We start from the raw sequence: 25,150 nt of genomic DNA on the forward strand, positions 1-25,150 counted from the left end.
GGCCGGGACCCGCCGCAGGTGCGGGAGCCCCGGTGCCGGGGGCCGTACCCGGTCCCACCGGGGGCGCCGCCAAGAACGCGGCCGCCAGGGGCGCGGCGCTGGCCAGGGAGAAGCTGGCCCAGGCGAAGGCCGACGCGGCCAAGCGCGGGCAGCTGCCGCGCGAGCCCCGGAAGAAGGCCGCGGGACCGCGCCGGGAGTCGGGGGACCCGCAGCTCTTCGGACGGGCCATCACCGACCTGCTCGCCGACCGGGGCTGGCGCGAGCCGGTGGCGGTCGGCGGCGTCTTCGGGCGCTGGCACGAGATCGTCGGCCCGGAGATGGCCGCGCACACCACGCCGCAGAGCTTCGCCGACGGCGAGGTCCTGGTGGTCGCCGACTCCACCGCCTGGGCCTCCCAGGTGCGGTGGCTGGCCGGTCAGGTGGTCAGGCGGCTGAACGAGGAGCTCGGGGACGGGACCGTACAGCGGATCAACGTGCAGGGGCCGCAGAACGGCCCGCCGCGCAGCGGGGGCCTGCGGGTGACCGGGAGCCGGGGTCCGGGCGACACCTACGGGTGACGGCCGGCGGGTGTCCACCGAACGCCCACCGGCCGACCGCCCACCGGCCGCCCGCCGGCCGACCGCCGACGGGGTGTCCGGCGGCGGGTGTCCGCCGACACGGTGCCCGTCGGCGGGTCCGGCCGGGATTCTCACGGCGGGCCGATCTTCCGGCCGTCGCCGCGGCCGGTGCCGCGCGGGCGCCGGACGGAGACCCGGATCAGGCCTCCATCCCCTGCTCGGCCGGGCTCAAACGGATCAGCGCCCCTCTGGGGCGACGACTTCCGCCCCGGTAGGGGGATCCTTGAAACGATGATCGACTCGTCTGGGAGGCTTTCAGGGCCCGTCAATGCCGCACGATGTGTTCCGAGCCGCTAGAATGAAACAGGATTCCGGACACGTCCGTTTGCGTGTCACCCCGGCATGAAAGCCGACTCCCTCGGGTGAGCGCATCGGGGCATTCACGACGGTGACGGGCACGGTGGGGCTGAATGCGCCCGCGCCGCGTGTCCTCGGCAGGAGGATTTCACACTTGTCCTACGACGCTAGCTCAATCACCGTTCTCGAAGGGCTCGAGGCCGTCCGCAAACGCCCGGGCATGTACATCGGATCGACCGGCGAGCGCGGTCTCCACCACCTCGTCTACGAGGTGGTGGACAACTCCGTCGACGAGGCCCTGGCCGGGCACGCCGACCGGATCGAGGTCACGCTCCTGGCCGACAACGGCGTCAGGGTCGTCGACAACGGCCGCGGCATCCCCGTCGGTCTGCACCCCGTCGAGAAGCGGCCCGCGGTCGAGGTCGTGCTGACCGTCCTGCACGCGGGCGGCAAGTTCGACAGCAAGTCCTACGCGGTCTCCGGCGGCCTGCACGGCGTGGGCGTCTCCGTGGTGAACGCCCTGTCCACCCGACTGGAGGTGGAGATCCGCCGCGACGGCCACTACTGGCGGCAGAGCTACGCCGACACCCGGCCCACCGGCCCGCTCGTCAAGGGCGAGGAGACGGGCGAGACCGGCACCTCCATCACCTTCTGGGCCGACGAGACCATCTTCGAGACCACCACGTGGAACTTCGAGACGCTCTCGCGCCGCTTCCAGGAGATGGCCTTCCTGAACAAGGGCCTGACGATCTCCCTGCGGGACGAGCGGCCCGACCACATGATCGAGGACGAGCCCACCGAGGTCGTCTACTTCTACGAGGGCGGCCTGTCCGACTTCGTCAGGCACCTCAACGCCAAGAAGGAGCCCGCCCACGTCTCGGTGATCGACTTCGAGGAGCACGGCGACGGCATCTCGGTCGAGATCGCCATGCAGTGGAACAACTCCTACAGCGAGTCGGTCTACACCTTCGCCAACACGATCAACACGGCCGAGGGCGGCACCCACGAGGAGGGCTTCCGCGCCGCGCTGACGTCGATCGTCAACCGCTACGCGCGCGAGCAGAAGTTCCTCAAGGAGGGCAAGGACGACAACCTGTCCGGTGAGGACATCCGCGAGGGGCTCACCGCGATCATCTCGGTGAAGCTGGCCGACCCGCAGTTCGAGGGCCAGACCAAGACCAAGCTGGGCAACACCGAGGCCAAGTCGTTCGTCCAGAAGGCCTGCAACGACCACCTGCGCGACTGGTTCGAGCGCAACCCCGGCGAGGCCAAGGACGTCATCAACAAGTCCCTGCAGGCCGCGCGCGCCCGCATCGCGGCCCGCCAGGCCCGCGACCTCACCCGGCGCAAGTCGCTGCTGGAGTCCGGCTCCGGCCTGCCCGGCAAGCTGGCCGACTGCCAGTGGAGCGACCCGGAGAAGTGTGAGCTGTTCATCGTCGAGGGCGACTCGGCGGGCGGATCCGCCAAGGGCGGCCGCGACTCCAAGTTCCAGGCCATCCTGCCCATCCGCGGCAAGATCCTGAACGTGGAGAAGGCCCGCATCGACAAGGTGCTCAAGAACACCGAGGTCCAGGCGCTGATCACCGCGATGGGCACCGGCGTGCACGACGAGTTCGACATCGCCAAGCTCCGCTACCACAAGCTCATCCTGATGGCCGACGCCGACGTCGACGGCCAGCACATCAACACGCTCCTGCTCACGCTGCTGTTCCGCTTCATGCGGCCGCTGATCGAGGCCGGCCACGTCTACCTCTCCCAGCCGCCGCTCTACAAGATCAAGTGGGACCGCCGGGGCGAGGACGCCTCCTACGCCTACTCCGACCAGGAGCGGGACGCGATCATCAGCGACGGCATCGCCCGCGGCAAGCGCGACCCGCGCGCGCACGACGGCATCCAGCGCTTCAAGGGCCTGGGCGAGATGAACGCCGCCCAGCTCTGGGAGACCACGATGAACCCCGAGACGCGGCTCCTGCGCCAGGTCACCCTGGACGACGCGGCCCAGGCCGACGAGCTGTTCAGCGTCCTCATGGGAGAGGACGTCGAGGCCCGCCGCTCCTTCATCATCAGGAACGCGCGGGACGTGCGTTTCCTCGATGTGTAGCGGCAGCCGTACCGACCCTCTCCGACTCCCGAAAAGGATCCATCACCCGTGACGGATGTGAACATCCCGCCCGCGCCCGCCGAACGCATCGAGCCGGTCGACATCCAGTCGGAGATGCAGCGCAGCTACATGGACTACGCGATGTCCGTCATCGTGTCCCGCGCGCTGCCCGACGTCCGCGACGGCCTGAAGCCGGTCCACCGCCGCGTGCTCTACGCGATGTACGACGGCGGCTACCGGCCCGACCGCGGCTACTTCAAGTGCTCCCGTGTCGTCGGCGACGTGATGGGCTCCTACCACCCGCACGGCGACTCGTCGATCTACGGGACCGTCGTGCGGCTGGCGCAGCCCTGGGCGCTGCGCTACACCCTGGTCGACGGCCAGGGCAACTTCGGATCGCCGGGCAACGACATGCCGGCCGCCATGCGGTACACCGAGTGCAAGCTCGCGCCGATCGCCATGGAGATGATCCGTGACATCGACAAGGACACCGTCGACTTCCAGCCCAACTACGACGGGCGCTCGCAGGAGCCGCTGGTCCTGCCGTCGCGGTTCCCGAACCTGCTGGTCAACGGGTCGGCCGGCATCGCGGTCGGCATGGCGACCAACATCCCGCCGCACAACCTGCGCGAGGTGGCCGAGGGCGTCAAGTGGGCCCTGCAGCACCCCGAGGCGGATGACGAGGAGCTGCTCGAGGCGCTGATCGAGCGGGTCAAGGGACCCGACTTCCCGACCGGCGCGCTCATCGTCGGCCGCCGCGGCATCGACGACGCCTACCGGACCGGCCGCGGTTCGATCACCATGCGGGCGATCGTCGAGGTCGAGGAGGACGCCAAGGGCCGGCAGTGCCTGGTCATCACCGAGCTGCCCTACATGGTCAACCCGGACAACCTGGCGCTGTCGATCGCCGAGTCGGTGAAGGACGGCCGGATCAGCGGCATCGCCGACGTCCGCGACGAGAGCTCCTCCCGGGTCGGGCAGCGCCTGGTGATCGTGCTCAAGCGCGACGCGGTCGCCAAGGTCGTGCTGAACAACCTCTACAAGCACACCCAGCTGCAGACCACCTTCGGCGCCAACATGCTGGCCCTGGTGGACGGGGTGCCGCGCACGCTCAGGCTCGACCAGTTCGTCCGCCACTACATCGACCACCAGATCGAGGTCGTCGTCCGCCGGACGCGCTACCTGCTGCGCAAGGCCGAGGAGCGGGCCCACATCCTGAGCGCGCTGCTCAAGGCGCTCGACCGGATGGACGAGGTCATCGCGCTGATCCGCCGGTCGCCCTCGGCGGCCGAGGCGCAGGGCGGCCTGATGGCCCTGCTGGAGATCGACCAGGTCCAGGCGCAGGCCATCCTCGACATGCAGCTGCGCAAGCTGGCCGCCCTGGAGCGGCAGCAGATCATCGACGAGTACGACTCGCTGATGGCGCAGATCACCGACTACCAGGCCATCCTCGCCTCGCCCGAGCGGCAGCGCACCATCGTCTTCGACGAGATCTCCGAGATCACCGCGAAGTACGGCGACGAGCGCAAGACGGAGATCATCGCCTACGAGGCGGACATGTCGATCGAGGACCTCCTCGCCGAGGAGGACATGGTCGTCACGATCACCCGGGGCGGGTACGCCAAGCGCACCAACACCGACCTGTACCGGGCGCAGAAGCGCGGTGGCAAGGGCGTGCGCGGCGCGCAGCTCCGCCAGGACGACATCGTCGACCACTTCTTCGTCACCACGACGCACCACTGGCTGCTGTTCTTCACGAACAAGGGCCGCGTCTACCGGGTCAAGGCGTACGAACTGCCCGACGCCGGCCGGGACGCCCGCGGCCAGCACCTGGCGAACCTCCTGGCCATGCAGCCGGACGAGGTCGTCATGGAGGTCCTGGCGATGCGCGACTACAACGTCGCGCCGTACCTCGTGCTGGCCACCCGGAGCGGTCTGGTGAAGAAGACACGCCTGGCCGAATACGACTCGCCGCGCACGGGTGGCCTCATCGCCATCAATCTGCGCGAAGATGACGAGGTGATCGCAGCGCGGCTGGTGTCGGAGGAGGACGACCTCTTGCTGGTCTCCCGCAACGCCCAGTCCATCCGCTTCACCGCCTCCGACGAGGCGCTGAGGCCGATGGGGCGGGCGACCAGCGGCGTGATCGGCATGCGTTTCCTCGACGGCGACGAGCTCCTCGCGATGAACCGGATGGCCGACGGCGACGACGTCCTGGTCGCCACCGAGGGCGGCTATGCCAAGCGCACTCCGGCGGATCAGTACCCTGTGCAGGGACGTGGCGGCAAGGGCGTGCTGACCGCGAAGATCGTCAGCGCTCGTGGCAGGCTTGTCGGCGCGGTGATGGTGCGGGCCGAGGACGAGGTCTTCGCGATCACTTCGGCCGGCGGGGTCATCCGTACCAGCGCCGGGGAGATCAAGCAGTCGGGCCGCCAGACCATGGGGGTGCGGCTGATGAACCTCAGCGAGGGGGACAGCGTCGTGGCTCTCGCCCGCAACGCCGAGGCGCTGGAGAGCGCCGAGGCGTTGGAGACCGAGGAAAACGGGGAAGGGGAGTAGCCGGTGAGCGCTCAGGCCAGTTCGGGTCCGCGGCCGTCCTCGCCTTCCCGACCGAAACGCGATCAGGTGACGGAGAAGATGGACAAGGCCACTGAAGCGGATGTCGTGGAGGTGGTCGAGTCACCGGCCGACGGCGGTGCCTCCGCGCCGGAGACCGACGGCTCGGCGACCGACGAGACCACCAAGGGCGGGTCCGGCATGAAGAAGGCGAACGACGACGAGAAGCCGGCCGACTCCACGGTGCGGATCCGCCCGGCCTCCGCCGAGGCCGGCCCGTCCTGGTCTCCCGGAGCCCAGTCGGCTCCGCCGCGCACCCCTGCCGCTCCGGTCTCCAACGGTCCGGCGGCCGGTGGGTCCTCTCCGGCCGGTACGGTTCCCGGCCCGAGCACCGTTCCCGGCCCGGGTGCGGCTCCTCGGCCGGGCGGCGCCTCGTCCTCGCTGAACACGGCGACCGCGGTCGACGGGAAGGCCCCGGGCTCGTCCTCCCCGCTGCGGATGGACAACAGGAAGTCCTCGGACTCGTCCGGCCCCAGGACGCCCCGCAAGGCGCACCTGGTCCTGCGCAGGATCGAGCCGTGGTCGGCCATGAAGTTCAGCTTCGTGGTCTCCCTGGTCTGCTTCGTGGTGCTGTTCGTCGCGGTCGCGGTGCTGTACATGGTGCTGAACGCGCTCGGCGTCTTCGACTCGATCATCCAGATCGTCAACCAGTTCACCGTCCCGGACGGCAAGGCCTCCGACACCAGCTTCGACATCTCCCCCTGGTTCGAGCCGGTCCGGATCCTCGGCTACACCGCCCTGATCGGCGCGGTGAACGTGGTGCTCATCACCGCACTGTCCACCCTGGGCGCGGTCATCTACAACGTCGCCTCCGACCTGGTGGGCGGCGTCGAGGTGACCTTCAGCGAAGCCGAGTGACCGCTCGCGCCGCGTCCCCGGATCCGGTCCGGGGACGTGGCGCGAACAGGTCCCGGAACACGGTAGGCTTTTCCCTGTTCGAGCGGCCGGATTCGCCTTCCTCCCGGGGATGCGATACGGTTTCCGCACGACGAGGGGCTATAGCTCAGACGGTTAGAGCGCTTCCCTGATAAGGAAGAGGTCCCAGGTTCAAGTCCTGGTAGCCCCACACGGTTTCGCAAATCCACAGGCCGGATCCCAAGCTTAGGGATCCGGCCTTTTGGGCGTTCGTTGGTCATTCTTCGGTGATCAGGTGGTGCTTGCTGCCGGCCCGGCCTGTCCGGCGTCGAACACGTCGGCGACCAGGCGCTGGGCCGCCTGCTGGAAGGCCGCTCCCATCGACAGCTCGGCGTCGTCGACGTAGTTCAGCGCGGCGGTCAGGGTTCTGCTGCCGTCGGGCGTGCTGTACATCAGCGCCGCGTGGCCCGCGATGCCGCCGTTGTGGGTGATGACGGTGGCGCCGCCGTCGGTGGTCAGCACGAACACGCCCAGGCCGTAGTCCATGTTCGGGATGCCCGTCGGGTGCGGGGTGCACATCTCGGCGAGCAGCTCGGCCGGCAGGAGCCTGCCGCCCAGCAGCGCGGAGATGAACGTGTGCAGGTCGCGGGTGGTGGAGATCATGTCGCCGCCGCTGGAGATCCAGGAGGGGTCGTGCCGGGTGACGTCGACCGTCTTCTGCTCGCCGGCGTCCTGGTAGCGGTAGTAGGCGCGGGCGTGCGGCTCGGGGATGTCCGTCTGGCTGGTCGGCTGGATGGTGCCCGACAGGCCGAGCGGTCCCAGGATCAGCCGCTGCATCTCCTCGGCGACCGGGCGGCCGGTGACCTTCTCGATCAGCAGCCGGGCCAGCACGTAGTTGGTGTTGGAGTAACTCCAGCCGGTGCCGGGCTCGAACCGCGCCGGCTTCGACAGTGCCAGCCGGACCAGCTCCTCCGGCCGGTAGGCCGTGAACCTGCCCTCCGCCCACTCCTTGCCCGAGGTGGTGGCGGGGGTCCCCGGCACGAATGTGCCGTCGGGGTCATAGTCGCCGGTGAAGTTGAAGATCCCGCTGGTGTGCTGCAGCAGCATCCGCACCGTGATCCGCTCGTCCAGCCCGAACCCGGGCAGGTGGTCGACCACCGGGTCGTCCAGCCCGATCCTGCCCTCGGCCACCAGTTGCAGCACCAGGGTCGCGGTGAAGGTCTTGGTGTTGCTGCCGATCCGGACGTGCCCGTCGACCGGCGGCTTCTCGGCCCCGCCGAGTTCGCTCACTCCGACGCCGGCGGTCCATTCGCCGTGTTCGTCGTGCAGGCGCATCGTCACGCCGAGGAAACCGGAGTCGATCATCTGTTCGATGGTCTTGTGCAGCTGCGGGCGGGTCTGGCCGGGGTGGGTGGTGGACATGGTGGTGCGCTCCTTCGAGGGCTGAGAGCTGAGAGGGCCTATCGCGGTTGCGGGGGTCGACCGAGCAGGTGGATCGCTGCGTCTGTAGGAGTCCTGGGCCCTTACAGGCTGCGGGCGGTGACGTCGCCGTAGGCGGTGGTCGCGTGGATGGTCAGGCCGGCGGCGGCGCCGTCGGTGTTGGCCAGGGCGTTGTGGATGCGGCCGTAGGCGGTGCCGGCGTCCAGGGACGCGGAGGCTCCGCGTGCGGCGCCGACCGAGATGTCGCCGTGCTCGGTGCGGAGCGTGACCGTGCCGTGCACGGCCTCGGCGACGCGCAGGTCGCCCTTCTGGGTGCTGATCCGGGCGGGGCCGCCCAGGCGGCCGACCGAGACGTCGCCGGACTGGAGGGTCAGGTGGGCGCTTGCGGTCTCGTCGAGCTTGACGGTGCCGTGTGCGCCGGTGAAGGAGACGTCGCCGAGCCGTCCGACGCCCCGCAGTTCGGCGCTGGCGGCCTTGGCCTCGATGCGTGAGCCGGCGGGCAGCTGGACGGTCACCTCGACGGATCCGGAGGGGCCGAAGAGCTGGTTTCCGGGTTCGGGGGTGCAGATGCGCAGGACACCGTCGTCGTAGGTGACCGTGGTCTGCCGCGCCGCCTTGACGTCGCGGCTCTTGGAGGCGTTGGCGGGCAGGATCTCGACCGTGGTGTCGGTCCGGTCGGCGGCGATGAGGCGGATGCATCCCGCGGGGATGTCCAGGACCGCCGAGACCGGGGCGGGGGTGGCGAACTTCTGCATGGTGCTCTCCTTCGTCCGTGTCGTGCTCTCCGTCGGCGTCTTGTTTCCGACAAGGGAAAAGCTACGTTGCCTTCACTATTTCAGCAACATAAGTGTTGCATGGGACATTGGTTTACGCAGGTAGATGCCCGGAAATCATTGCAACGGTTCTGAGGTTAACGCAATGATCTTAAGAGCTTTCGTTGCAATAGATGGAGAGTGAACGCTATGGTGCAGACAGCGCGGACCACGAAGAAGACCACGAAGGAGACTCCCGATGCCAGGCGGCAGACTCACCCAGCAGGAACGCCAGCAGATCGCGCTGGGCCTGGCCGACAGCCTCGCCTACGCGGAGATCGCCAGGCGCCTCGACCGTCCGACTTCGACGGTCACGCGCGAGGTGATGCGCAACGGCGGTCCTGCCGCCTACCGTGCCGACCTCGCCCACCGCGCCACCGAACGCCGCGCCCACCGCCACAGGAAGGCCGCGCCCCGGACTCCCGGTACGCCCCCGCAGGCCCACGGGCGCGACGCCGAAGCCGTACGCGAGTACGAGGAGACGTTCACCACCGTCTTCGTGCAATCGGGCCTGCCCACGATGACGGCCCGGGTGCTGGCGAGCCTCTACACCACCGACACCGGCAGCCTCACCGCCGCCGAACTCGCCGGACGCCTTCAGGTCAGCCCGGCGTCCGTCTCCAAAGCGGTCGCGTTCCTCGACAGCCAGGGCCTCATCCGCCGTGAACGCGACGAACGCCGCCGCGAACGCTACGTCGTCGACGACGACGTCATGTACCAGTCCACGATGGCCAGCGCCCGGTCCACCGCCCACCTCGGCGAGATCGCCCGTCAGGGCGTGGGCGTCCTCGGCCCCGGCACCCCGGCCGCCGCCCGGCTGGAGAACATCGCCCGTTTCGTCGACTTCGTCTCCGAGAGCATCGCCCGTGCCGCGGACCAGGCCCGCGAGATCCTCCACACGAAACCCGGAACGACCTCGGACGGTTCTGCCTGAACGACATCCGGACCGGTGAGGATGGGCGCGGGACCGGCGGGGCGGCTGCCGCGACGGCCCGATCGCTGAAATGGAGAGTGGACATGGGATTCGTGGGCGGGACCTGGCGGGTGCTGCGGGGGCAGGAACTCGTCGGGGAGATCATCGTCGAAGACGCCGACTTCCCCTGGCTGCGCGGGCGCTTCGCCCCCGGTCCGGCGTTCGCCGGGGTGAAGCCGCTGTTCGACCGTGATCTCGAACTGATGGAGGAGCAGCGGTGGGACGAATGGGAGGAGGTGTACGAAGAGATTCGGAAGGCCGTCCGCATGGTGGCGCCGTCCGGTCCCGTCGCGGAGTTCCTCCTGCACGTCGAGAAGGGCGAGGCATGGTTCCGCTGGAGTGAGGAGCCGTTCGACGAGAGCCGGGTGCGGTGACCTCGCGATAGGCACGCCGGCCGTGCCGAGCGTGCGGCCTGGACGCTCTCCGGGCGGGCCGTCCGCCCTCCCGTTCACGATCCGGCGGATGCCGTCGGAATTGCCCGCGGTGGATTCTCCGCTGCGGTAGGCGATCCTTATCCCGCTGTCATCGGTGAAGACGCCGAATACGCCCGACCGTCATTTCCACCGTGCCGGATGCGATCGGCATCGCGATGGAGTACAGAATTCGGAATCCGGATACCGGCTCCCCGTCCGGGTGATCACCGGGCAGGGGGACCGCCGGGGCGGCCGCGGATCCGGGCGTCGCGCGAGCACCGGCACCGGCCTCACCCGGTCCGCCGAACGGAACCCCGCACGCGTCGGGAAGCCCGGCGGGTACGGGGGTCCGGGGACGGGCACCCGGCCGCGCCGGCACCCGTCCCCTGCGCGAGTCCGTCCCCCCGCCGACGGGGGGAAGCGCCGGGGGACGCTTCGGAGCGCGGATCTCGTGCCGCGGGCGCCGTCCGGCGCGGCCGTCCGGCGCGGCCGTCCACGCGGTCATCGGCGCGCTCATCTGGGAGAACGCGAACGCCCGTATTCGCGGGCGGAATCCCAAGCCGGTCGCAAGACGCTCGCAAGTCGCCTGAATCAAGATCTCGATCATAAGCGCCGATCGGTCGGACGATTTCCAGGATTTCTCGTCACCGGGTGTGATTTCAGCTGGAGAAGAGGACGAAGTGACCGTTGATGTGGAACGCATCGATGCGGCGGGCCGCCGTGTCCCGGCGACGGCAGACGGGCCCGGTACGCCGGGGCGCGTCCACGAGGCGATAGAGGCCCAGTGCCGGCGTACTCCGGAGCGCACCGCCGTCGTGGCGGGCACCGGCCGCCTCAGTTACGCCGAGCTGGACCGCAGGGCCGACGGTGTCGCACGCACCCTGGCCGGACGCGGCGTCGGGCGGGGCGACCTGGTCGGGATCTGCCTGGAACGCGGCGAGTGGCTGGTCCCCGCGCTGCTGGGGGTGTGGAAGTCGGGAGCGGCGTACGTGCCGCTGGACCCCGCCTACCCGGCCGAGCGGTTGCGGTTCATGGCCGAGGACGCCGCGGTGGCCGCGGTGGTCACCTCGGCCGCGCTGCGCGAGACCGCGGCCCTGACCGGGGCCGGGGCCGTACTCGTCGACGACGTGGAACCGGGCGACGGGGCCCTGCGGGTGGCGGGAGAACCGGGCGACGGGATCCTGCGGGTGGCCGGGGACCCGGGTGACGCGGCGTACGTCATCTACACCTCCGGTTCCACCGGGACGCCCAAGGGCGTGGTGGTGGAGCACCGCAACACCATGAACCTGCTGACCTGGGAGGCGTCGGCGTACACCGCCGAGGAGCTGAGCGGCATGCTGGCCGGCGCCTCCATCTGCTTCGACGCGTCGATCACCCAGCTCTTCCTGCCCCTGATCACCGGCGGGACGGTCATCCTGGCCGAGAACGTGCTGGCGCTGCCGACCCTGCCGGCCCGGGACGAGGTGACCACGGTCTACGGGGTCCCCTCCGCACTGGCGGTGCTGCTGCGCGAGCCGCTGCCGGGCGGGGTGCGCGCCGTGTTCTCCGGCGGCGAGCAGCTGACCGGCGCCCTGGTCCGGCGGATCTACGCCAACCCGGGGGTGCGCCGGGTGCTGAACCTGTACGGCCCGACCGAGTGCACCACCTCCTGCACCTTCGCCGAGGTGGGCCGGGACGACGAGGGCGAGCCGCCGCTAGGCGCGCCGATGGCCGGTGCGCTGCTCTCGGTGCGCGACGCGGACGGCGACCCCGTCCCGGACGGCGAGCTGGGCGAGCTGTGGATCGGCGGGCCGGGGGTGACCCGCGGCTACCTGGGCCGTGAGTCGCCCGCGTTCCGCACCGAGCCGGACGGAGGCCGCGTCTACCGCAGCGGGGACCTCGTCCGCCGGGTGGACGGCGTGCTGCGCTACGCCGGCCGGGCCGACGACCAGGTCAAGATCCGCGGTTACCGGGTGGAGCCGGCCGAGGTGGAGGCGGTGCTGGGCCGCCATCCCGCGGTCCGCCGGGCCGTCGTGCTGGCCGTCGCGGACGACGACGGGACCGCCTACCTGGCCGGTCATGTGGCGGCCTCCGGCGTGGGCGAGCCGGAGCTGCGGGACTGGCTGCGCGCCCGGCTGCCCGATCACCTGGTGCCGACCCGGATCGGCGTGGCCGAGGAGCTCCCGCTCGCCCCCAACGGCAAGGTGGACCGGTCGGCCCTGCCCGTGCTCGGCGCCGCCCGGCCGTCCGGCGCGGCACCGGTCGCGCCGCGCACCGAGGACGAGCGCCTGGTGGCGGAGGTGATCGCGGGGGTGCTGGGCCTGCCGCAGGTGGGCGTGCACGATCGCTTCGCCGACCTGGGCGGGCACTCGCTGGCCGCGGCCCGGGTGGTCACCGAGCTGTCCCGCCGGCTGGGGCGCACCGTGCCGCTGGCGGCCTTCCTGGCCTCCCCCACCGCGGCGGGCCTGGCCGCCGGGCTGGACCGGGCCGGGCCGGCGGCGGTACGGCGCAGCGGCCGGTCCCGGTACCCGCTCACCGACATGCAGCGCCAGTTCTGGACCCTGAGCCGGCTCCATCCGCACAGCCCGGTCACCACGCTGGGGATCCGGCTGCGCGTGCGCGGCCTGCGGGAGGCCACGCCGCTGAGGTCGGCCCTGGACGCGGTCGTCCGCCGGCACGAGGTGCTGCGCAGCACGGTCGCCGTCGATGCGGACGGCGTGCCGTACGCCGTGGTGCACCCGCCGGTGGCCGTGCCCCTGGTCGAGCATCCCGTGGGCGAGGACCCGGAGAAGGTGGCCAGGGCGGCGGCCGCGCACGTGTTCGACCTGACGGGAGAGGTGCCGCTGCTCCGGGCCGAGCTGTGCTGGATCGGTGAGGCGGAGGCCGAGCTGGTGGTCGTGGTGGACCACATCGCCTTCGACGGCGGCTCGGTCGCGGTGCTGATGGAGGAGTTGGCCGCCGAGCTGGCCGGCGAGCCGGTCCCCGGGCCCGCGGTCCAGTTCGGCGACGTGGCCGTGCAGGAGCGGGAGCGGCCGGATCCGGCGCCGCTGCGGGAGTTCTGGCGGGACGAGCTGGCCGGGGCGCCGGTGGCGGACCCGGTGCCCGCGGACCTGACGGCCGGGCGGGTGATCCGGCCGCTGCCCGAGGAGTTCGAGGCGGGCGTGGGCGCGCTGGCCCGGGACTGCCGCGCGACCCCGTTCGCGGTCTACCTGGCCGCCCTGGCCCTGGCCTCCGGCGAGCCCGACACGCTGGTCGGCGTGGTCGCGGCGCGGCGGGCCCGGCCGGAGCTGACCGGGGTCATCGGCCCGCTGGTGGACACGGTGCCGGTGCGGCTGCGGCCGACCGGCGCGCTGACCTTCCGGGATCTGGTCCGGGAGGCGGCCGACGCGGCCACGCGGGCCCTGGTCCACCAGGAGGTCCCCGCCGGCGACCTGCCTCGCGCCCCGGTACTGCTGGCCATGCAGCACGCCGAGGTGCCGGTGCGCCTGGGCGCGCTGGAGCTCCTCACCGACCTGGGCTCGGGCGCCACGGGTCACGAGTTCGGCGTTCTGGTCAACCGGACCGCGGACGGCGCCGAGCTGCAGCTGGAGTACGGCGTCGCCCGGATCGACCCGGTTCGGGCCGAGGCGTACCTGGACCGGCTGATGTGGCTGCTGCGGTGCGCGCTGGCCGACCCGGACCGGCCGCTGTCGGCCTTCGAGATCGTCATGCCGGACGAACGCGCCGCCCTGCTGGCCGCCGCGGCCGGACCGGCGGTTCCGGAGTTCCCCGAGACGGTGCCGCACGCGCTGGCGGCCCACACCGGCGGGACGGCCGTGGTCGGCCCGGACGGCGCCTCGATCGGCTATCCGGAACTGCACGACTGGTCGGGCCGGGTGGCCGCGGCGCTGCTGGAGCACGGTGTGGCGCCGGGCGAGGTGGTCGGGGTCTGCCTGCCCCGCGACCACCTGATGCCGGCGGCCCTGCTGGCGGTGTGGCGGGCCGGGGCGGCGTACCTGCCGCTGGACCCGGAGCACCCGGCCGAGCGGCTGCGCCGGCTGGCCGAGGACGCCGGCGCGCGCGTGGTGCTCACCCGCGGCGGGGCTGCCGCCGTCCCCGGCGTCACCGTCCTGGACGCCGACGACCTGGCCGCCGCCCCCGCCGCTCCCGGCGGGCCGGTGGAGCTGCCGGAGGTGCGGGGCGTGGACCTGGCCTACGTGCTGCACACCTCCGGCTCCACCGGGACGCCCAAGGGCGTGGAGGTCACCCATGGCAACCTGGCCGCCTACGTGGCCGGGCTGGTGTCCGAGCTGGGCCTGGGCCCCCGGGACGTGCAGCCGGTCGTGGCGCCGCTGACCTTCGACACCTCCGCCTCCGAACTGTGGAGCATGCTGAGCGTCGGCGGCACCTGCGTGGTGGTGGACCGGGCCACGGCCGTGGACGGGCACGCGCTGGCCGCGCGGATCGCGGACAGCGGGGCGACGGTGGTCGACCTGGTGCCCACCACCTACCGGATGCTGCTGGCCGCGGACTGGGCCGGGGACCCGGGGCTGCTGGCCATCGCGGGCGGGGAGACCCTCGACGCGGCCCTGGCCGGGCAGATCCTGCCCCGGGTCCGGGAGCTGTGGAACACCTACGGCCCCACCGAGGCCACCGTCGCCTCGATCCAGCACCGGGTGCGCCCGCACGAGCCGGGGCCGGTGCCGATCGGGCTGCCGATGCCGGGGGAACGGGCCTACGTGGTCGACTCCGAACTGCGGCTGGCGGCGCCGGGCGCGGTGGGCGAGCTGCTGCTGGGCGGCGCCGGGGTGACCCGGGGCTACCGGGGCCGGCCCGAGCTGACCGCGGCCGCGTTCGTCGACGACCCGTTCGTCCCCGGCGGCCGGTGCTACCGGACCGGTGACCTGGTGCGGTGGCGGCCGGACGGGACGCTGGAGTTCCACGGCCGCAGGGACCACCAGGTGAAGGTGCGCGGATACCGGATCGAACCGGGCGAGATCGAGGCGGTGCTGCGCGAGGTGGCGGACGGGGCGGTGGCCGTGGCCGGTTCGGGCGCGCAGGCGCACCTGGTCGGCTACGTCGTACCGGAGACGGCCGACCCCGCCGCGGCCGAGCGGCATCTGCGGTCGCGGCTGCCCGGCCACATGGTGCCCCGGCGGTGGGTCGTGCTGCCCGCCCTGCCCACCCTGCCCAGCGGCAAGGTGGACCGGCGGGCCCTGCCCGAGCCGGTCGACGATCCCGCGGCCGGGCGCGTCGCACCCGGCACCGACCCCGAACGCCTGGTGGCCGCCGTGTGGAGCGCCGTGCTGGAGCGGTCCCCGATCTGGGCCGACGACGACTTCTTCGCCCTGGGCGGCCACTCCTTCGCCGCGACCCGGGTGGTCGGCCGGCTCCGCGAGACGTTGATGGTGCCCGTTCCGGTGCGGCTGCTGTTCGAGCGGCCGGTGCTCGCCGACTTCGCCGCCGGGCTGGAAGAACTGATCCTCACCGAACTGATGAACGGGAGCGACGCATGACCGAGGTCACCCAGGACCGGATCGCCGAGTTGGTCCGGTCCCGGTTCGCCGCCGCCCGCGCCGCGGCGGAAGCCCCCGGCGCCGCTGCGGACGCCCCCGGGGCCGCGGGAATCCCGGCGCTGTCGGCGGCGGACATGCCGCTGTCCCCGGCTCAGGAGAGGCTGTGGTTCCTGGCCCAGCTGGAGCCGGACACCCCCGCCTACAACGTGCCGCTGGCGCTGCGGCTGAGCGGGCCGGTGGACGTCGCCGCGCTCACCGCCGCGGTGGCCGAGCTGGCCGAGCGGCACTGGATCCTGCGCGGCGTCGTCGACGGGACGAGGGTACGGCCGGCCGGCGGCGTGCCCGTCCCCGTGGTCGACGTGGAGCCCGCGGAGCTGGAGCGGGAACTGGCCGAGCACGCCTGGCGCCCGTTCCGGCTGGACGCCGAGCCGCCCATGCGGGCCGCGCTGTTCCGGGCCGGCGGGGACGAGTACGTGCTCGCGCTGATCCTGCACCACATCGCCACCGACGCCTGGTCGGAGCGGCTGCTGCTGCAGGACCTCGCGGCGCTGTACGCCGCCCGCCTCGGCCTGGCGCCGCAGCCGGAGCCCCCGGCCCTGCAGTACGCCGACGTGGCCGCGTGGGAGGCCGGGCGCTCGGAGGACGGGTGCGCCGAGGACGACCTGGACTGGTGGACGCGGCGCCTGGCCGGCCTGCCGCCGGTGCTGGACCTGCCCGTCGCGCGGCCCCGGCCGGACGTCCCCACCTGGGAGGGGGCCGCGGTCGCGTTCGAGGTGCCCGCGGACCTGGCCGCCAAGGTGCGCGCGGTGGCGGGCACGACGCCGTTCATGGTCTTCCTGGCCGGTCTGCAGACGCTGCTGTCCCGCCTGTCCGGCGGCGACGACATCGCGGTCGGGGTGCCGGACGCAGGCCGGCACCACCCGGACACCGAGGGCGTGGTGGGCTGCTTCATCAACACCCTGGTGATCCGCACCGACACCTCCGGCGACCCCACCGGCGCCGAACTGCTGGCCAGGGCCCGTACGGCGGCGCTGGACGCGTTCGCGCAGGCCCGCACGCCGTTCGAGCGGATCGTGGAGCGGCTGCAGCCGGAGCGGAACCTGTCGGTCACCCCGCTGTTCCAGGTGATGCTCAACGTGTACGACACGGGCGCGCCGGTGAGCCTGCCGGGGGTGGAGGTCCGGCCGGAGCCGCTGCCCGTGCCGACGGCCAAGTTCGACCTGAACCTGACGGTCGGCGACGACGGGGAGCGGTTCTCCGGCGAGCTGCGCTACCGGACCGACCTGTTCGAGGAGACCGTCGTCCGGCGGCTGGTGGACTGGTACCTGGCGCTGCTGGACGGGATGCTCACGGACCCGGACGCGCCGGTCCTGCTGCCCGCCGGCCCCGACCTGCACGGCCCGGCCGGGGCCCCGCCGGCGGACGCGCCGCTGCACGCGCTGGTCGAGCGGGCGGCCGAGGCCTTCCCCGACGTGGTCGCGGTGGTGTCGCCCGGCCGCGCGCCGCTCGGCTACGCGGAGCTGGAGCGGCGGGCCAACCAGGTGGCGCACTGGCTGCTGGAGCGCGGGGTGCGGCCGCAGGAGCCGGTCGGGGTGCTGATGGAGCGGCGGCCGGAGCTGGCGGTCGCCCTGCTGGGGATCCTCAAGGCCGGTGCGGCCTACCTGCCGCTGGACCCGGTCTACCCGGCGCGGCGGACCGAGGCCGTCCTGGCCGCCGCCGGCGCCCGGATCGTGCTCACCGAGGCCGAGGTCGCCGACGCCGCGGACCGGCCCGCGCACCGCCCGGACGTGGCCGTGCCGCCGGACCACCTGGCCTACGTGATCTACACCTCCGGCTCCACCGGGGAGCCCAAGGGGGTCGCGGTCGAGCACCGGCAGATCACCCACTACCTGGGCGCGGTGAACGGACGCCTCCCCGAGGGGGCCGGCTCCTTCGCCCTGGTGTCCACCGCCGCGGCCGACCTGGGGCTGACCAACGTGCTGTGCGCGCTGACCTCGGGCGCGACCCTGCACCTCGTCGACCACGAGACGGCCACGGACCCGGCCGCGTACGCCGCCCACCTGGCCGCGCACCCGGTGGACGTCGTCAAGATGGTGCCCAGCCAGCTGGAGCTGCTGGGCGTGGACGCCCTGCCCCGGAAGCTGCTGATCCTGGCGGGCGAGGCCGTGCCGCGGGATCTGGTGGAGCGGGTGCGGGCGGCGCGGCCGTCCCTGGACGTGCAGATCCACTACGGTCCCACCGAGACCACGGTGTCGGCGCTGGCCTGCGACGGCGCCGAGACGGCGTCCGGCGCGGTGCCGCTGGGCCGTCCGCTGCCCGGCGTGCGGTGCCGGGTGGTGGACTCCGCCGGGCGGCCGCTGCCGCACGGCGTGCCGGGGGAGCTGTGGATCGGCGGGCCCGGCGTGGCCCGCGGTTACCTGGGCCGGCCCGACCTGACCGCGCAGCGGTTCACGGACGGCTGGTACCGCACCGGGGACCGGGTGCGGGTGAACCCGGCCGGGCTGGTGGAGTTCCTGGGCCGGATCGACGACCAGGTGAAGGTGCGCGGGTTCCGGGTGGAGCTCGGTGAGGTCACCGCCGCGCTGCGGGCCCTGCCGCAGGTGGCCGAGGCGTTCGTGCAGCCGGTCGGCACCGGGGCGCAGCGCCGCCTGGCGGCCTGGGTGACGCCCTCCCGTGAAGGCGCCGTGGACGTCGCGGCGATCCGGGCCGCGCTGCGGGAGCGGCTGCCCGACTACATGGTGCCGTCCGCGATCGGCGTGCTGGAGGCGCTGCCGCTCACCCCGAACGGCAAGGTGGACCGGGCGGCGCTGCCGGTCCCCGAGGCCGGTCCGGTGGCGCGGGTGCCGCTGGGCACGCCGCAGGAGCACCTGGTCGCCGAGGTCTGGGCCGAGGTGCTGGACCTGCCGCAGGTCTGGGCGGACGACGACTTCTTCGCCCTGGGCGGGCACTCCTTCGCCGCGACCCGGGTGGTCGGCCGGCTGCGGGAGCGCCTGGGCGCGCCGGTGGCGGTGCGGCTGCTGTTCGAGCACCCGGTGCTCGCCGACCTGGCCGCCGCCCTGCCCCGCCCGGCCGCCGCGCCGGCCGTACGGCGGGCACGGGCGGACGGTCCGGTCCCGCTGTCCGGAGTACAGGCCAGGCTCTGGTTCCTGGCGCAGCTGGAGCCGGAGAGCACGGCCTACAACGTGCCGCTGGCGCTGCGGCTGCGCGGGCCGCTCCGGGCGGAGGCGCTGCTGGGCGCGGTGCGGGACCTGGCCGAGCGGCACCACGTGCTGCGCAGCGTGATCGACGACTCCGGCGCCGAACCGGTCCTGGTGGTACGGCCGGCCGAGGACGTGCCGGTGTCCACGGCGGAGATCGGTCCGGCGGAGGTCGAGGACGCGGTGGCCGCGCACCTGGCCACGCCGTTCGCGCTGGACCGGGAACCCCCGATGAGGGCGGTGCTGCTCGCGGTCGGCGAGACCGAGCACGTGCTCTCGCTCACCTTCCACCACATCGCCACCGACGCGTGGACCCGCGGGCTGCTGCTGTCCGAGCTGGCCGCGCTGTACGCCGCCCGGCTCGGGCTGCGCCCGCCGCCGGAGCCGCCGCCGGCCCAGTACGCCGAGGTGGCGCCGGTCCCCGACCTGGCCGAACTGGACTGGTGGGCCGAGCGGCTGCGGGGTCTGCCGCCGGTGCTGGACCTGCCCGCCGACCGGCCGCGCCCCGCCGTGGCCGACCCGGGCGGCGCCTCGGTGGACCTGGAGCTGCCGGCGGAGCTGAGCGAGCGGGTCCGGGCGGTGGCCGCCGCCTACCGGGCGACGCCGTTCATCGTGCTGCTGGCCGCCCTCCAGGCCCTGCTGGCGCGGCTGTCGGCCGGCACCGACATCGCGGTCGGCGTACCGGTCGCCGGCCGGGACCACCCCGACACCGAGGGCGTGGTGGGCTGCTTCCTCAACACGGTGGTGGTCCGGACCGACGTGGGCGGCGACCCGACCGGCCGCGAGCTGCTGGCCCGGGTCCGGGAGTCGTCGCTGGGCGCGTTCGCCCACGCGAGCGCGCCGTTCGACCGGGTGGTGGACCGGCTGCGGCCGGAGCGGAACCTGTCGGCGACGCCGCTGTTCCAGGTGATGCTGAACTACGTCCCCGGCACGGGCCGGCCGGAGCTGCCCGGGCTGGAGGCGGCCGGGATCGAGCCGCCCGAGCGGACGGCGAAGTTCGACCTGAACTGGTACGTGGTCGACGACGGGCCGGGACGGCCGCTGCGCGGCGGGCTCGGCTACCGCACCGACCTGTTCGGGGAGGCCACCGCGGCCCGGTTCACCCGGTGGTACCTGGCCCTGCTGGACGGGATGCTGGCCGATCTGGACGCGCCGGTGGGCGCGCAGCCGCTGGAGCCGGTGACCGGCCCGATCCTGGCCGGTGAGCTCCTGCCGGAGGCGGGAGCCGGTCAGGTCCCGCCCGGCGGCCCCCTGGCGGAGGCGGTGACCGACCGGGTCCCGGTCGGGGACCTCCCGGTGGAGGCGGCGGCCGGCCGGGTCCCGGCCGGGGACCCGTCGCCGGTCGCGGCGGACGTCCCGGTGCACCGGCTGATCGAGCGCTGGGTGGACGCCTCCCCCGACGCACCGGCCGTGGTGGGCGCGGACCGCAGCCTGACCTACGCGGAGCTGGAGTCGGAGGCCAACCGGATCGCCCACTGGCTGCTGGAGGGCGGGACGGGCGCCGACGAGCCGGTCGGCGTGCTGCTGGAGCCGGGGGCCGGCCTGGCCTGCGCCCTGTTCGGGATCCAGAAGTCGGGCGGCGGCTACCTGCCCATGGACCCGGCCTATCCGGCCGCGAGGATCGCCGCCATGCTCGACGCCGCCGGGGTGCGGGCCGTGATCACCACGGCCGAGTTCGCCGGCCTGATCGGGCCGGACCGCCGGGTGCTGGCGCTGGACCGCCTGCCGTCCCTGCCGCGGACCCGGCCGGAGACCGGCGTGCGGCCCGAGCACCTGCACCATGTGATCTTCACTTCCGGGTCCACCGGCACGCCCAAGGCCGTGGCCGTCGAGCACCGCAGCGTGACGGGCTACCTGAACGGCATGCTGCCGCGGATCGGCGTGCCCGGCGGGTCGTACGCCGTGGTGTCCACCCCCGCCGCCGACTTCGGGCTCACCTGCGTGTTCGGCGCCCTGACCACGGGCGGGACGGTGCACCTGGTGCCGAGGGAGACCGCCATGGACCCCGAGGCGTTCGCCGGCTACCTGAGCGCGCACCGCGTCGACGTGGTCAAGTGCGTGCCCAGCCACCTGGAGCTGCTGGCCTCCGGCGGCGACCTGGCCGCGGTGCTGCCGGAGAAACTGCTGATCCTGGCCGGTGAGGCCTGCCCGTGGGACCTGGTGGAGCGGGCCCGGGCCGCGCGGCCCGGGCTGCGGATCCAGAGCCACTACGGGCACACCGAGTCCACGATGATCTGCCTGGTCTGCGAGACCGAGGAGGTCGAGGCCGAGCACCGGACCGGGATCGTCCCGCTGGGCCGGCCCCTGCCGGGGGTGTACGGGCACCTGGTGGACGCGGAGCTGCGGCCGGTGCCGGTCGGCGTGCCGGGTGAGCTGGTGGTCGGCGGTCCGGGGGTCACCCGCGGCTACATCGGCCTGCCCGAGCTGACCGCGGAGCGGTTCGTGCCCGACCCGCTGACCGGGCGGGGGCGCTGCTACCGCAGCGGCGACCTGCTGCGGGTCACGGCCGACGGGCGGGTGGAGTTCCGCGGCCGGGTGGACGACCAGGTCAAGGTGCGCGGTTACCGGGTCGAGCTGGGAGAGGTCGTCGCCGCCCTGCGGGCCCTGCCCCAGATCGCCGAGGCCGTCGTGCTGCCGGTGGGCGAGGGCAAGGCCCGGCAGCTCGCCGCCTGGGTGACCCCGTCGGCGGGGAGCGCCGGAGGCACCCGCGAGGACGCCGGGAGCACCGGAGGCGCCCGCGGGAACACCGGGAGCACCGGGAACGCCGGGAACGCCGGGAGCACCGTGGACACGGCGGCGGTCCGGTCCGCGTTGCGGGACCGGCTGCCCGACTACATGGTCCCCACCCAGTTCGTCGTGCTCGACCGGCTCCCGCTCAACCCGAACGGGAAGATCGACCGGGCCGCCCTGCCCGAACCGCAGCCGGAGACCGCCGAGTTCGTGCCGCCGTCCACGGCCGCCGAGGAGCTGGTCGCCCGGGTGTGGGCGCAGGTCCTCGGCGTACCCGAGGTCGGGGCGAACGACGACTTCTTCGCCCTGGGCGGGGACTCCTTCGCCGCGGTGCGCGCGGTCAAGGAGATCGGCGGCGGCCTGCGGGTGATCGACCTGTTCACCCGTCCCACGGTCGCCGAGCTGGCCGCCTTCCTCGGAGACAAGGACGGCGGCGGGCTCCTGCACCGCCTGAGCGGCGGCCGCACCAGCGAGTTCACGCTGGTGTGCGTGCCGTACGGCGGCGGGTCGGCGGCGGTGTACCAGCCGCTGGCCTGGGCGCTGGGCGAAGGGGTGGAGGTGCTCGCGGCGGAACTGCCCGGCCACGACCCGGCGCGGCCGGACGAGGCGCCGCTGCCGCTGGAGGAGCTGGTGGAGATCCTGGCCGCAGAGGCGACCGGGACGGCATCCGGCCCGATCGCGGTCTACGGCCACTGCGTGGGCTCGGCGCTCGCGGTGGCCCTGGCCCGCCGGCTGGAGGCGGACGGGGTCCCCGTGCTGGGCGTGATCACGGGCGGCAGCTTCCCCGCCGCCCAGCAGCTGCCCGGCCTGACCCGGCGGTTCTTCCGCGGGGACCGCTGGGTCTCCGACCGGATGTTCCGGGACGCGCTGCGGGCCACGGGCGGGCTGCAGGACGACATGGACGAGGCCGCGGTGCGGGCCGCGGTGCGGGCGATGCGCCACGACGCGACCGAGGCGCGGGAGTGGTTCGGCCGCGAGCTGGAGGCGGGAGGAGCGCCGCTGCGCGCCCCGATCCTGTGCGTGGTGGGGGAACGGGACCGGGCCACCGAGCTGCACGAGGAGCGGTACGCCGAGTGGGCGGTCTTCGCGCCCAGGGTGGAGCCGGCCGTGCTGCCCCGCGCCGGCCACTACTTCCTGCGGCACCAGGCCGAACCGCTGGCCGCCCTGGTGGTCGAGCACCTGCGGCGCTGGGCGTCCGGGAAACTGCCCGACCCGGTGCGCCCACCGGAGCGGACCGGCCTGCGCCCCTTCTACACCGTCGCGGGCGGGCAGTTCGTCTCGGCGGTGGGCACGGCGCTGAGCTCGTTCGCGCTCGGCGTCTGGGCCTACCAGCTCAGCGGCCGGATCCTGGACCTGGCCCTGGTCGTGATGCTCTCCCAGATCCCGGCGGTGATCCTCACCCCGCTGGGCGGCGCGCTGGCCGACCGGGTGGACCGGCGGCGGGTGATGCTGGCCTGCGACGCGGTCTCCGGCCTGGCCACGGCGGCGCTGGTGCTGCTGCTGGTCACCGGCCGGCTGGAGTTGTGGAGCGTGTGCGCCATCGTCGGCGTCACCTCGATGGTCACCGCGTTCCAGCAACCCGCCTACCTGGCCGCGGTCGCGCAGCTGGTGCCCAAGCCGTACCTGCCGCAGGCCAACGCCCTGGCCAACCTGGGCTTCGGCGTCGGCAACGTGGTGGCCCCGCTCGCCGGCGGCGCACTGATCGGCGTGTTCGGGCTGTCGGCCGTGGTGGCCATCGACGTGGTCTCGTTCGGGGTGGGTGTGGTGACGCTGCTGGCGGTCCGCTTCCCCGACCGGCTGTTCCACCGGCAGGAGGAGACGTTCGGCGCGGCGCTGACCGGCGGCTGGAGGTTCCTGAACCGGCGCCGGCCGCTGCTGGTGATGGCGTTCTACTTCGCCGTGGTCAACTTCTGCACCGCGCTGATGTGGGTGCTGATCACTCCGGTCGTGCTGGCCATCGGCTCCCCGGCGGCCCTGGGCACGGTGACCGCGGTCGGCGGCCTCGGCGCGGCCGTGGGCACCGGGGTGGTGCTGATCTGGGGCGGGACCCGGCGCCGCGCCACCGGCATGGTCGGTTTCGTGGTCGGGTCCGGCGTCGGGGTGGTGCTGATGGGCGCGTGGCCGGCGGTGTGGCTGATCGCGGCCGGCCTGTTCCTCCGGCTGGCCTGCATGAGCATCGGCAACGCGCACTGGCTGTCCATCATCCAGGTGAAGGTGGGGCCGGAACTGCAGGGCCGGGTCCTGGCCGTCAACGTCATGCTGGCCACGGCCATGCAGCCGCTGGGCTTCCTGGCCGCGGGCCCGCTGGCCGACTGGGCCCAGAGGCACACTTCCGGGCCGGGCCGGGGCGCGGCGGCGGTGCTCCTGGTCAGCGGCGTGTTCCTGGTGGTCTGGGGGCTGCTCGGACTGCGTTACCGCAAACTGCACCACCTGGAGGACCTCGTCCCGGACGCCGCGCCGCCGCCCGAGGCCGCGGCCGACCTGGACGCCATCCAGGCCGAGGTGCTGGGCAGATGAGCCTGATGGCCGAAGAGGCGAACCTGGTGGCGGCGGCCGACGTGGCCGCCGCCGCGGTCCGGATCGCGCCGTTCGTACGGCGCACGCCGCTGCTGCGCCTGCCGGGCGGACGGCTCTGGATCAAACCCGAGAACCGGCAGCCCACCCGCTCGTTCAAGGTGCGGGGCGCGGTGAACGCCGTGGGCCGGCTGGCGGAGCGGGGGATCGGGCACGTCATCGCCCAGTCCTCCGGGAACCACGCCCAGGCCGTCGCGTACGCCGCCGGCAGGTACGGCCTGCGGGCGACGGTGGTCCTGCCCGACACCGCGCCGGAGCTGAAGGTGGCGGCCGCCCGCAGGCTCGGCGCCGAGGTGGTGATCGTGCCGCCGGCGCTTCGGGAGGTGACCTGCCTGGCGCTGGCCGACCGGCTCGCGGCGACGGTGGTCCGCTCCGACGATTTCGACGTCATCGCCGGACACGGCAGCGCCGGGACCGAGATCGGCCTGGACCTGTCCGGCGCCGGCGCGATCCTGGTACCGGTCTGCAACGGCGGGCTGCTGGCCGGGATCGCGGTCGCGGCCAAGGCCGTCGACCCGGCGGTCAGGGTGATCGGTGTCGAACCCGAGCTGGCCGCCGACGGCGCGGCCAGCTTCCGCGCGGGCCGGCGCACCGCGTGGCCGGTGCAGCAGACCTACCGCACCCGGGCCGACGGCCTGCGCGCTCCGGTCCTGGGGGCGCTGGCCTGGGAGCACATCAACCGGTACGTGGACGACATGGTGACCGTGAGCGAAGACGGCATCGAGGCCGCCGCCGACGTCCTCTGGCGGGAGCTGGGGGAACGCGCCGAACCCAGCGGCGCGGTGGCCGCCGCGGCCTACTTCGCCCACCGGGCCGCGCTGCCCGGCGGGCCCGTGGTGGCCGTCCTCTCCGGCGGCAACGTGATGGTCCGCCCCGATGCCGGGAACGTCAGGGAACGCTCCCTCATCGGAGGCCCGTGACACGTATCCCGTGCCGGTCGCGGACCCGGTGGACCTCGTGGACCTCGTGGACGCGAATTCACCGGGGTCGCGGATATCTCCCCGCAGGCGTCCCACTGATCCGCAAGCGGTATCCAAGCGCGCCGGTTCAC

The 25,150-nt window shown here is 73.3% G+C and carries 11 protein-coding genes and 1 tRNA gene; 10 read left to right on the forward strand and 2 right to left on the reverse strand.

The window, feature by feature from the left end:
• Positions 1–32 precede the first annotated feature (32 nt).
• The 5 genes from HS048_RS04190 to HS048_RS04210 all read left to right on the forward strand — a co-directional run bounded on the left by HS048_RS04190 (position 33) and on the right by HS048_RS04210 (position 6,697).
• Positions 33–557, forward strand: coding sequence for a DUF721 domain-containing protein (locus HS048_RS04190; protein ID WP_231647496.1), 525 nt, complete (start codon positions 33–35; stop codon positions 555–557).
• Positions 558–1,068: 511 nt separating this feature from the next.
• Positions 1,069–3,015, forward strand: coding sequence for a DNA topoisomerase (ATP-hydrolyzing) subunit B (gene gyrB / locus HS048_RS04195; RefSeq protein WP_084008697.1), 1,947 nt, complete (start codon positions 1,069–1,071; stop codon positions 3,013–3,015).
• Positions 3,016–3,063: 48 nt separating this feature from the next.
• Positions 3,064–5,574 carry a DNA gyrase subunit A gene (gyrA, locus tag HS048_RS04200; protein WP_068900254.1) on the forward strand — a complete coding sequence of 837 codons (2,511 nt, stop codon included), beginning with the start codon at positions 3,064–3,066 and terminating at the stop codon, positions 5,572–5,574.
• Positions 5,575–5,640: 66 nt separating this feature from the next.
• Positions 5,641–6,489 carry a DUF3566 domain-containing protein gene (locus HS048_RS36760; protein ID WP_307832362.1) on the forward strand — a complete coding sequence of 283 codons (849 nt, stop codon included), beginning with the start codon at positions 5,641–5,643 and terminating at the stop codon, positions 6,487–6,489.
• 134 nt (positions 6,490–6,623) lie between these two features.
• Positions 6,624–6,697: transfer RNA gene (locus HS048_RS04210), tRNA-Ile, on the forward strand.
• 80 nt (positions 6,698–6,777) lie between these two features.
• On the opposite strand, the gene HS048_RS04215 is transcribed toward HS048_RS04210, so the two are convergent.
• Positions 6,778–7,908, reverse strand: coding sequence for a serine hydrolase (locus HS048_RS04215; protein ID WP_196466190.1), 1,131 nt, complete (start codon positions 7,906–7,908; stop codon positions 6,778–6,780).
• Positions 7,909–8,009: 101 nt separating this feature from the next.
• The gene (locus HS048_RS04220; protein WP_068900243.1) at positions 8,010–8,681 is read right to left on the reverse strand and encodes a DUF4097 family beta strand repeat-containing protein; all 672 of its coding nucleotides are present in this window, start codon (positions 8,679–8,681) and stop codon (positions 8,010–8,012) included.
• Positions 8,682–8,937: 256 nt separating this feature from the next.
• Here HS048_RS04220 and HS048_RS39080 point away from each other — a divergent pair, with 256 nt between their 5' ends.
• The 5 genes from HS048_RS39080 (at position 8,938) to HS048_RS04245 (ending at position 25,019) form a co-directional block, all read left to right on the forward strand.
• A complete protein-coding gene (locus HS048_RS39080) occupies positions 8,938–9,672 on the forward strand; it encodes a helix-turn-helix domain-containing protein (RefSeq protein ID WP_196466191.1) in 735 nt (244 codons plus the stop codon).
• Positions 9,673–9,755: 83 nt separating this feature from the next.
• Positions 9,756–10,085 (forward strand): hypothetical protein, encoded by a 330-nt coding sequence (locus tag HS048_RS04230; RefSeq protein ID WP_068900240.1) that lies wholly within the window; start codon positions 9,756–9,758, stop codon positions 10,083–10,085.
• 719 nt (positions 10,086–10,804) lie between these two features.
• Positions 10,805–15,598: a non-ribosomal peptide synthetase gene (locus HS048_RS04235; RefSeq protein ID WP_196466192.1), complete on the forward strand. Its 4,794-nt coding sequence runs from the start codon at positions 10,805–10,807 to the stop codon at positions 15,596–15,598.
• The gene (locus HS048_RS04240) at positions 15,595–24,042 is read left to right on the forward strand and encodes a non-ribosomal peptide synthetase/MFS transporter (RefSeq protein WP_196466193.1); all 8,448 of its coding nucleotides are present in this window, start codon (positions 15,595–15,597) and stop codon (positions 24,040–24,042) included. The genes HS048_RS04235 and HS048_RS04240 overlap by 4 nt, the downstream gene beginning before the upstream one ends.
• Complete coding sequence (locus HS048_RS04245) at positions 24,039–25,019, forward strand: threonine/serine dehydratase (RefSeq protein ID WP_230880720.1); 981 nt, start codon at positions 24,039–24,041, stop codon at positions 25,017–25,019. Before HS048_RS04240 ends, HS048_RS04245 begins: the two co-directional genes overlap by 4 nt.
• The last annotated feature ends 131 nt before the right edge of the window (positions 25,020–25,150 follow it).

Source organism: Planomonospora sp. ID91781 (assembly GCF_015711595.1).
Taxonomy (GTDB): Bacteria; Actinomycetota; Actinomycetes; order Streptosporangiales; family Streptosporangiaceae; genus Planomonospora; species Planomonospora parontospora.

Bases quoted from the DNA above. Each gene is read 5' to 3' on its own strand.
- HS048_RS39080 (WP_196466191.1), top strand. From the start codon at position 8,938: ATGCCAGGCGGCAGACTCACCCAGCAGGAACGCCAGCAGATCGCGCTG.
- HS048_RS04220 (WP_068900243.1), bottom strand. From the start codon at position 8,681: ATGCAGAAGTTCGCCACCCCCGCCCCGGTCTCGGCGGTCCTGGACATC.
- HS048_RS04215 (WP_196466190.1), bottom strand. From the start codon at position 7,908: ATGTCCACCACCCACCCCGGCCAGACCCGCCCGCAGCTGCACAAGACC.
- HS048_RS04230 (WP_068900240.1), top strand. From the start codon at position 9,756: ATGGGATTCGTGGGCGGGACCTGGCGGGTGCTGCGGGGGCAGGAACTC.
- HS048_RS04245 (WP_230880720.1), top strand. From the start codon at position 24,039: ATGAGCCTGATGGCCGAAGAGGCGAACCTGGTGGCGGCGGCCGACGTG.
- HS048_RS04240 (WP_196466193.1), top strand. From the start codon at position 15,595: ATGACCGAGGTCACCCAGGACCGGATCGCCGAGTTGGTCCGGTCCCGG.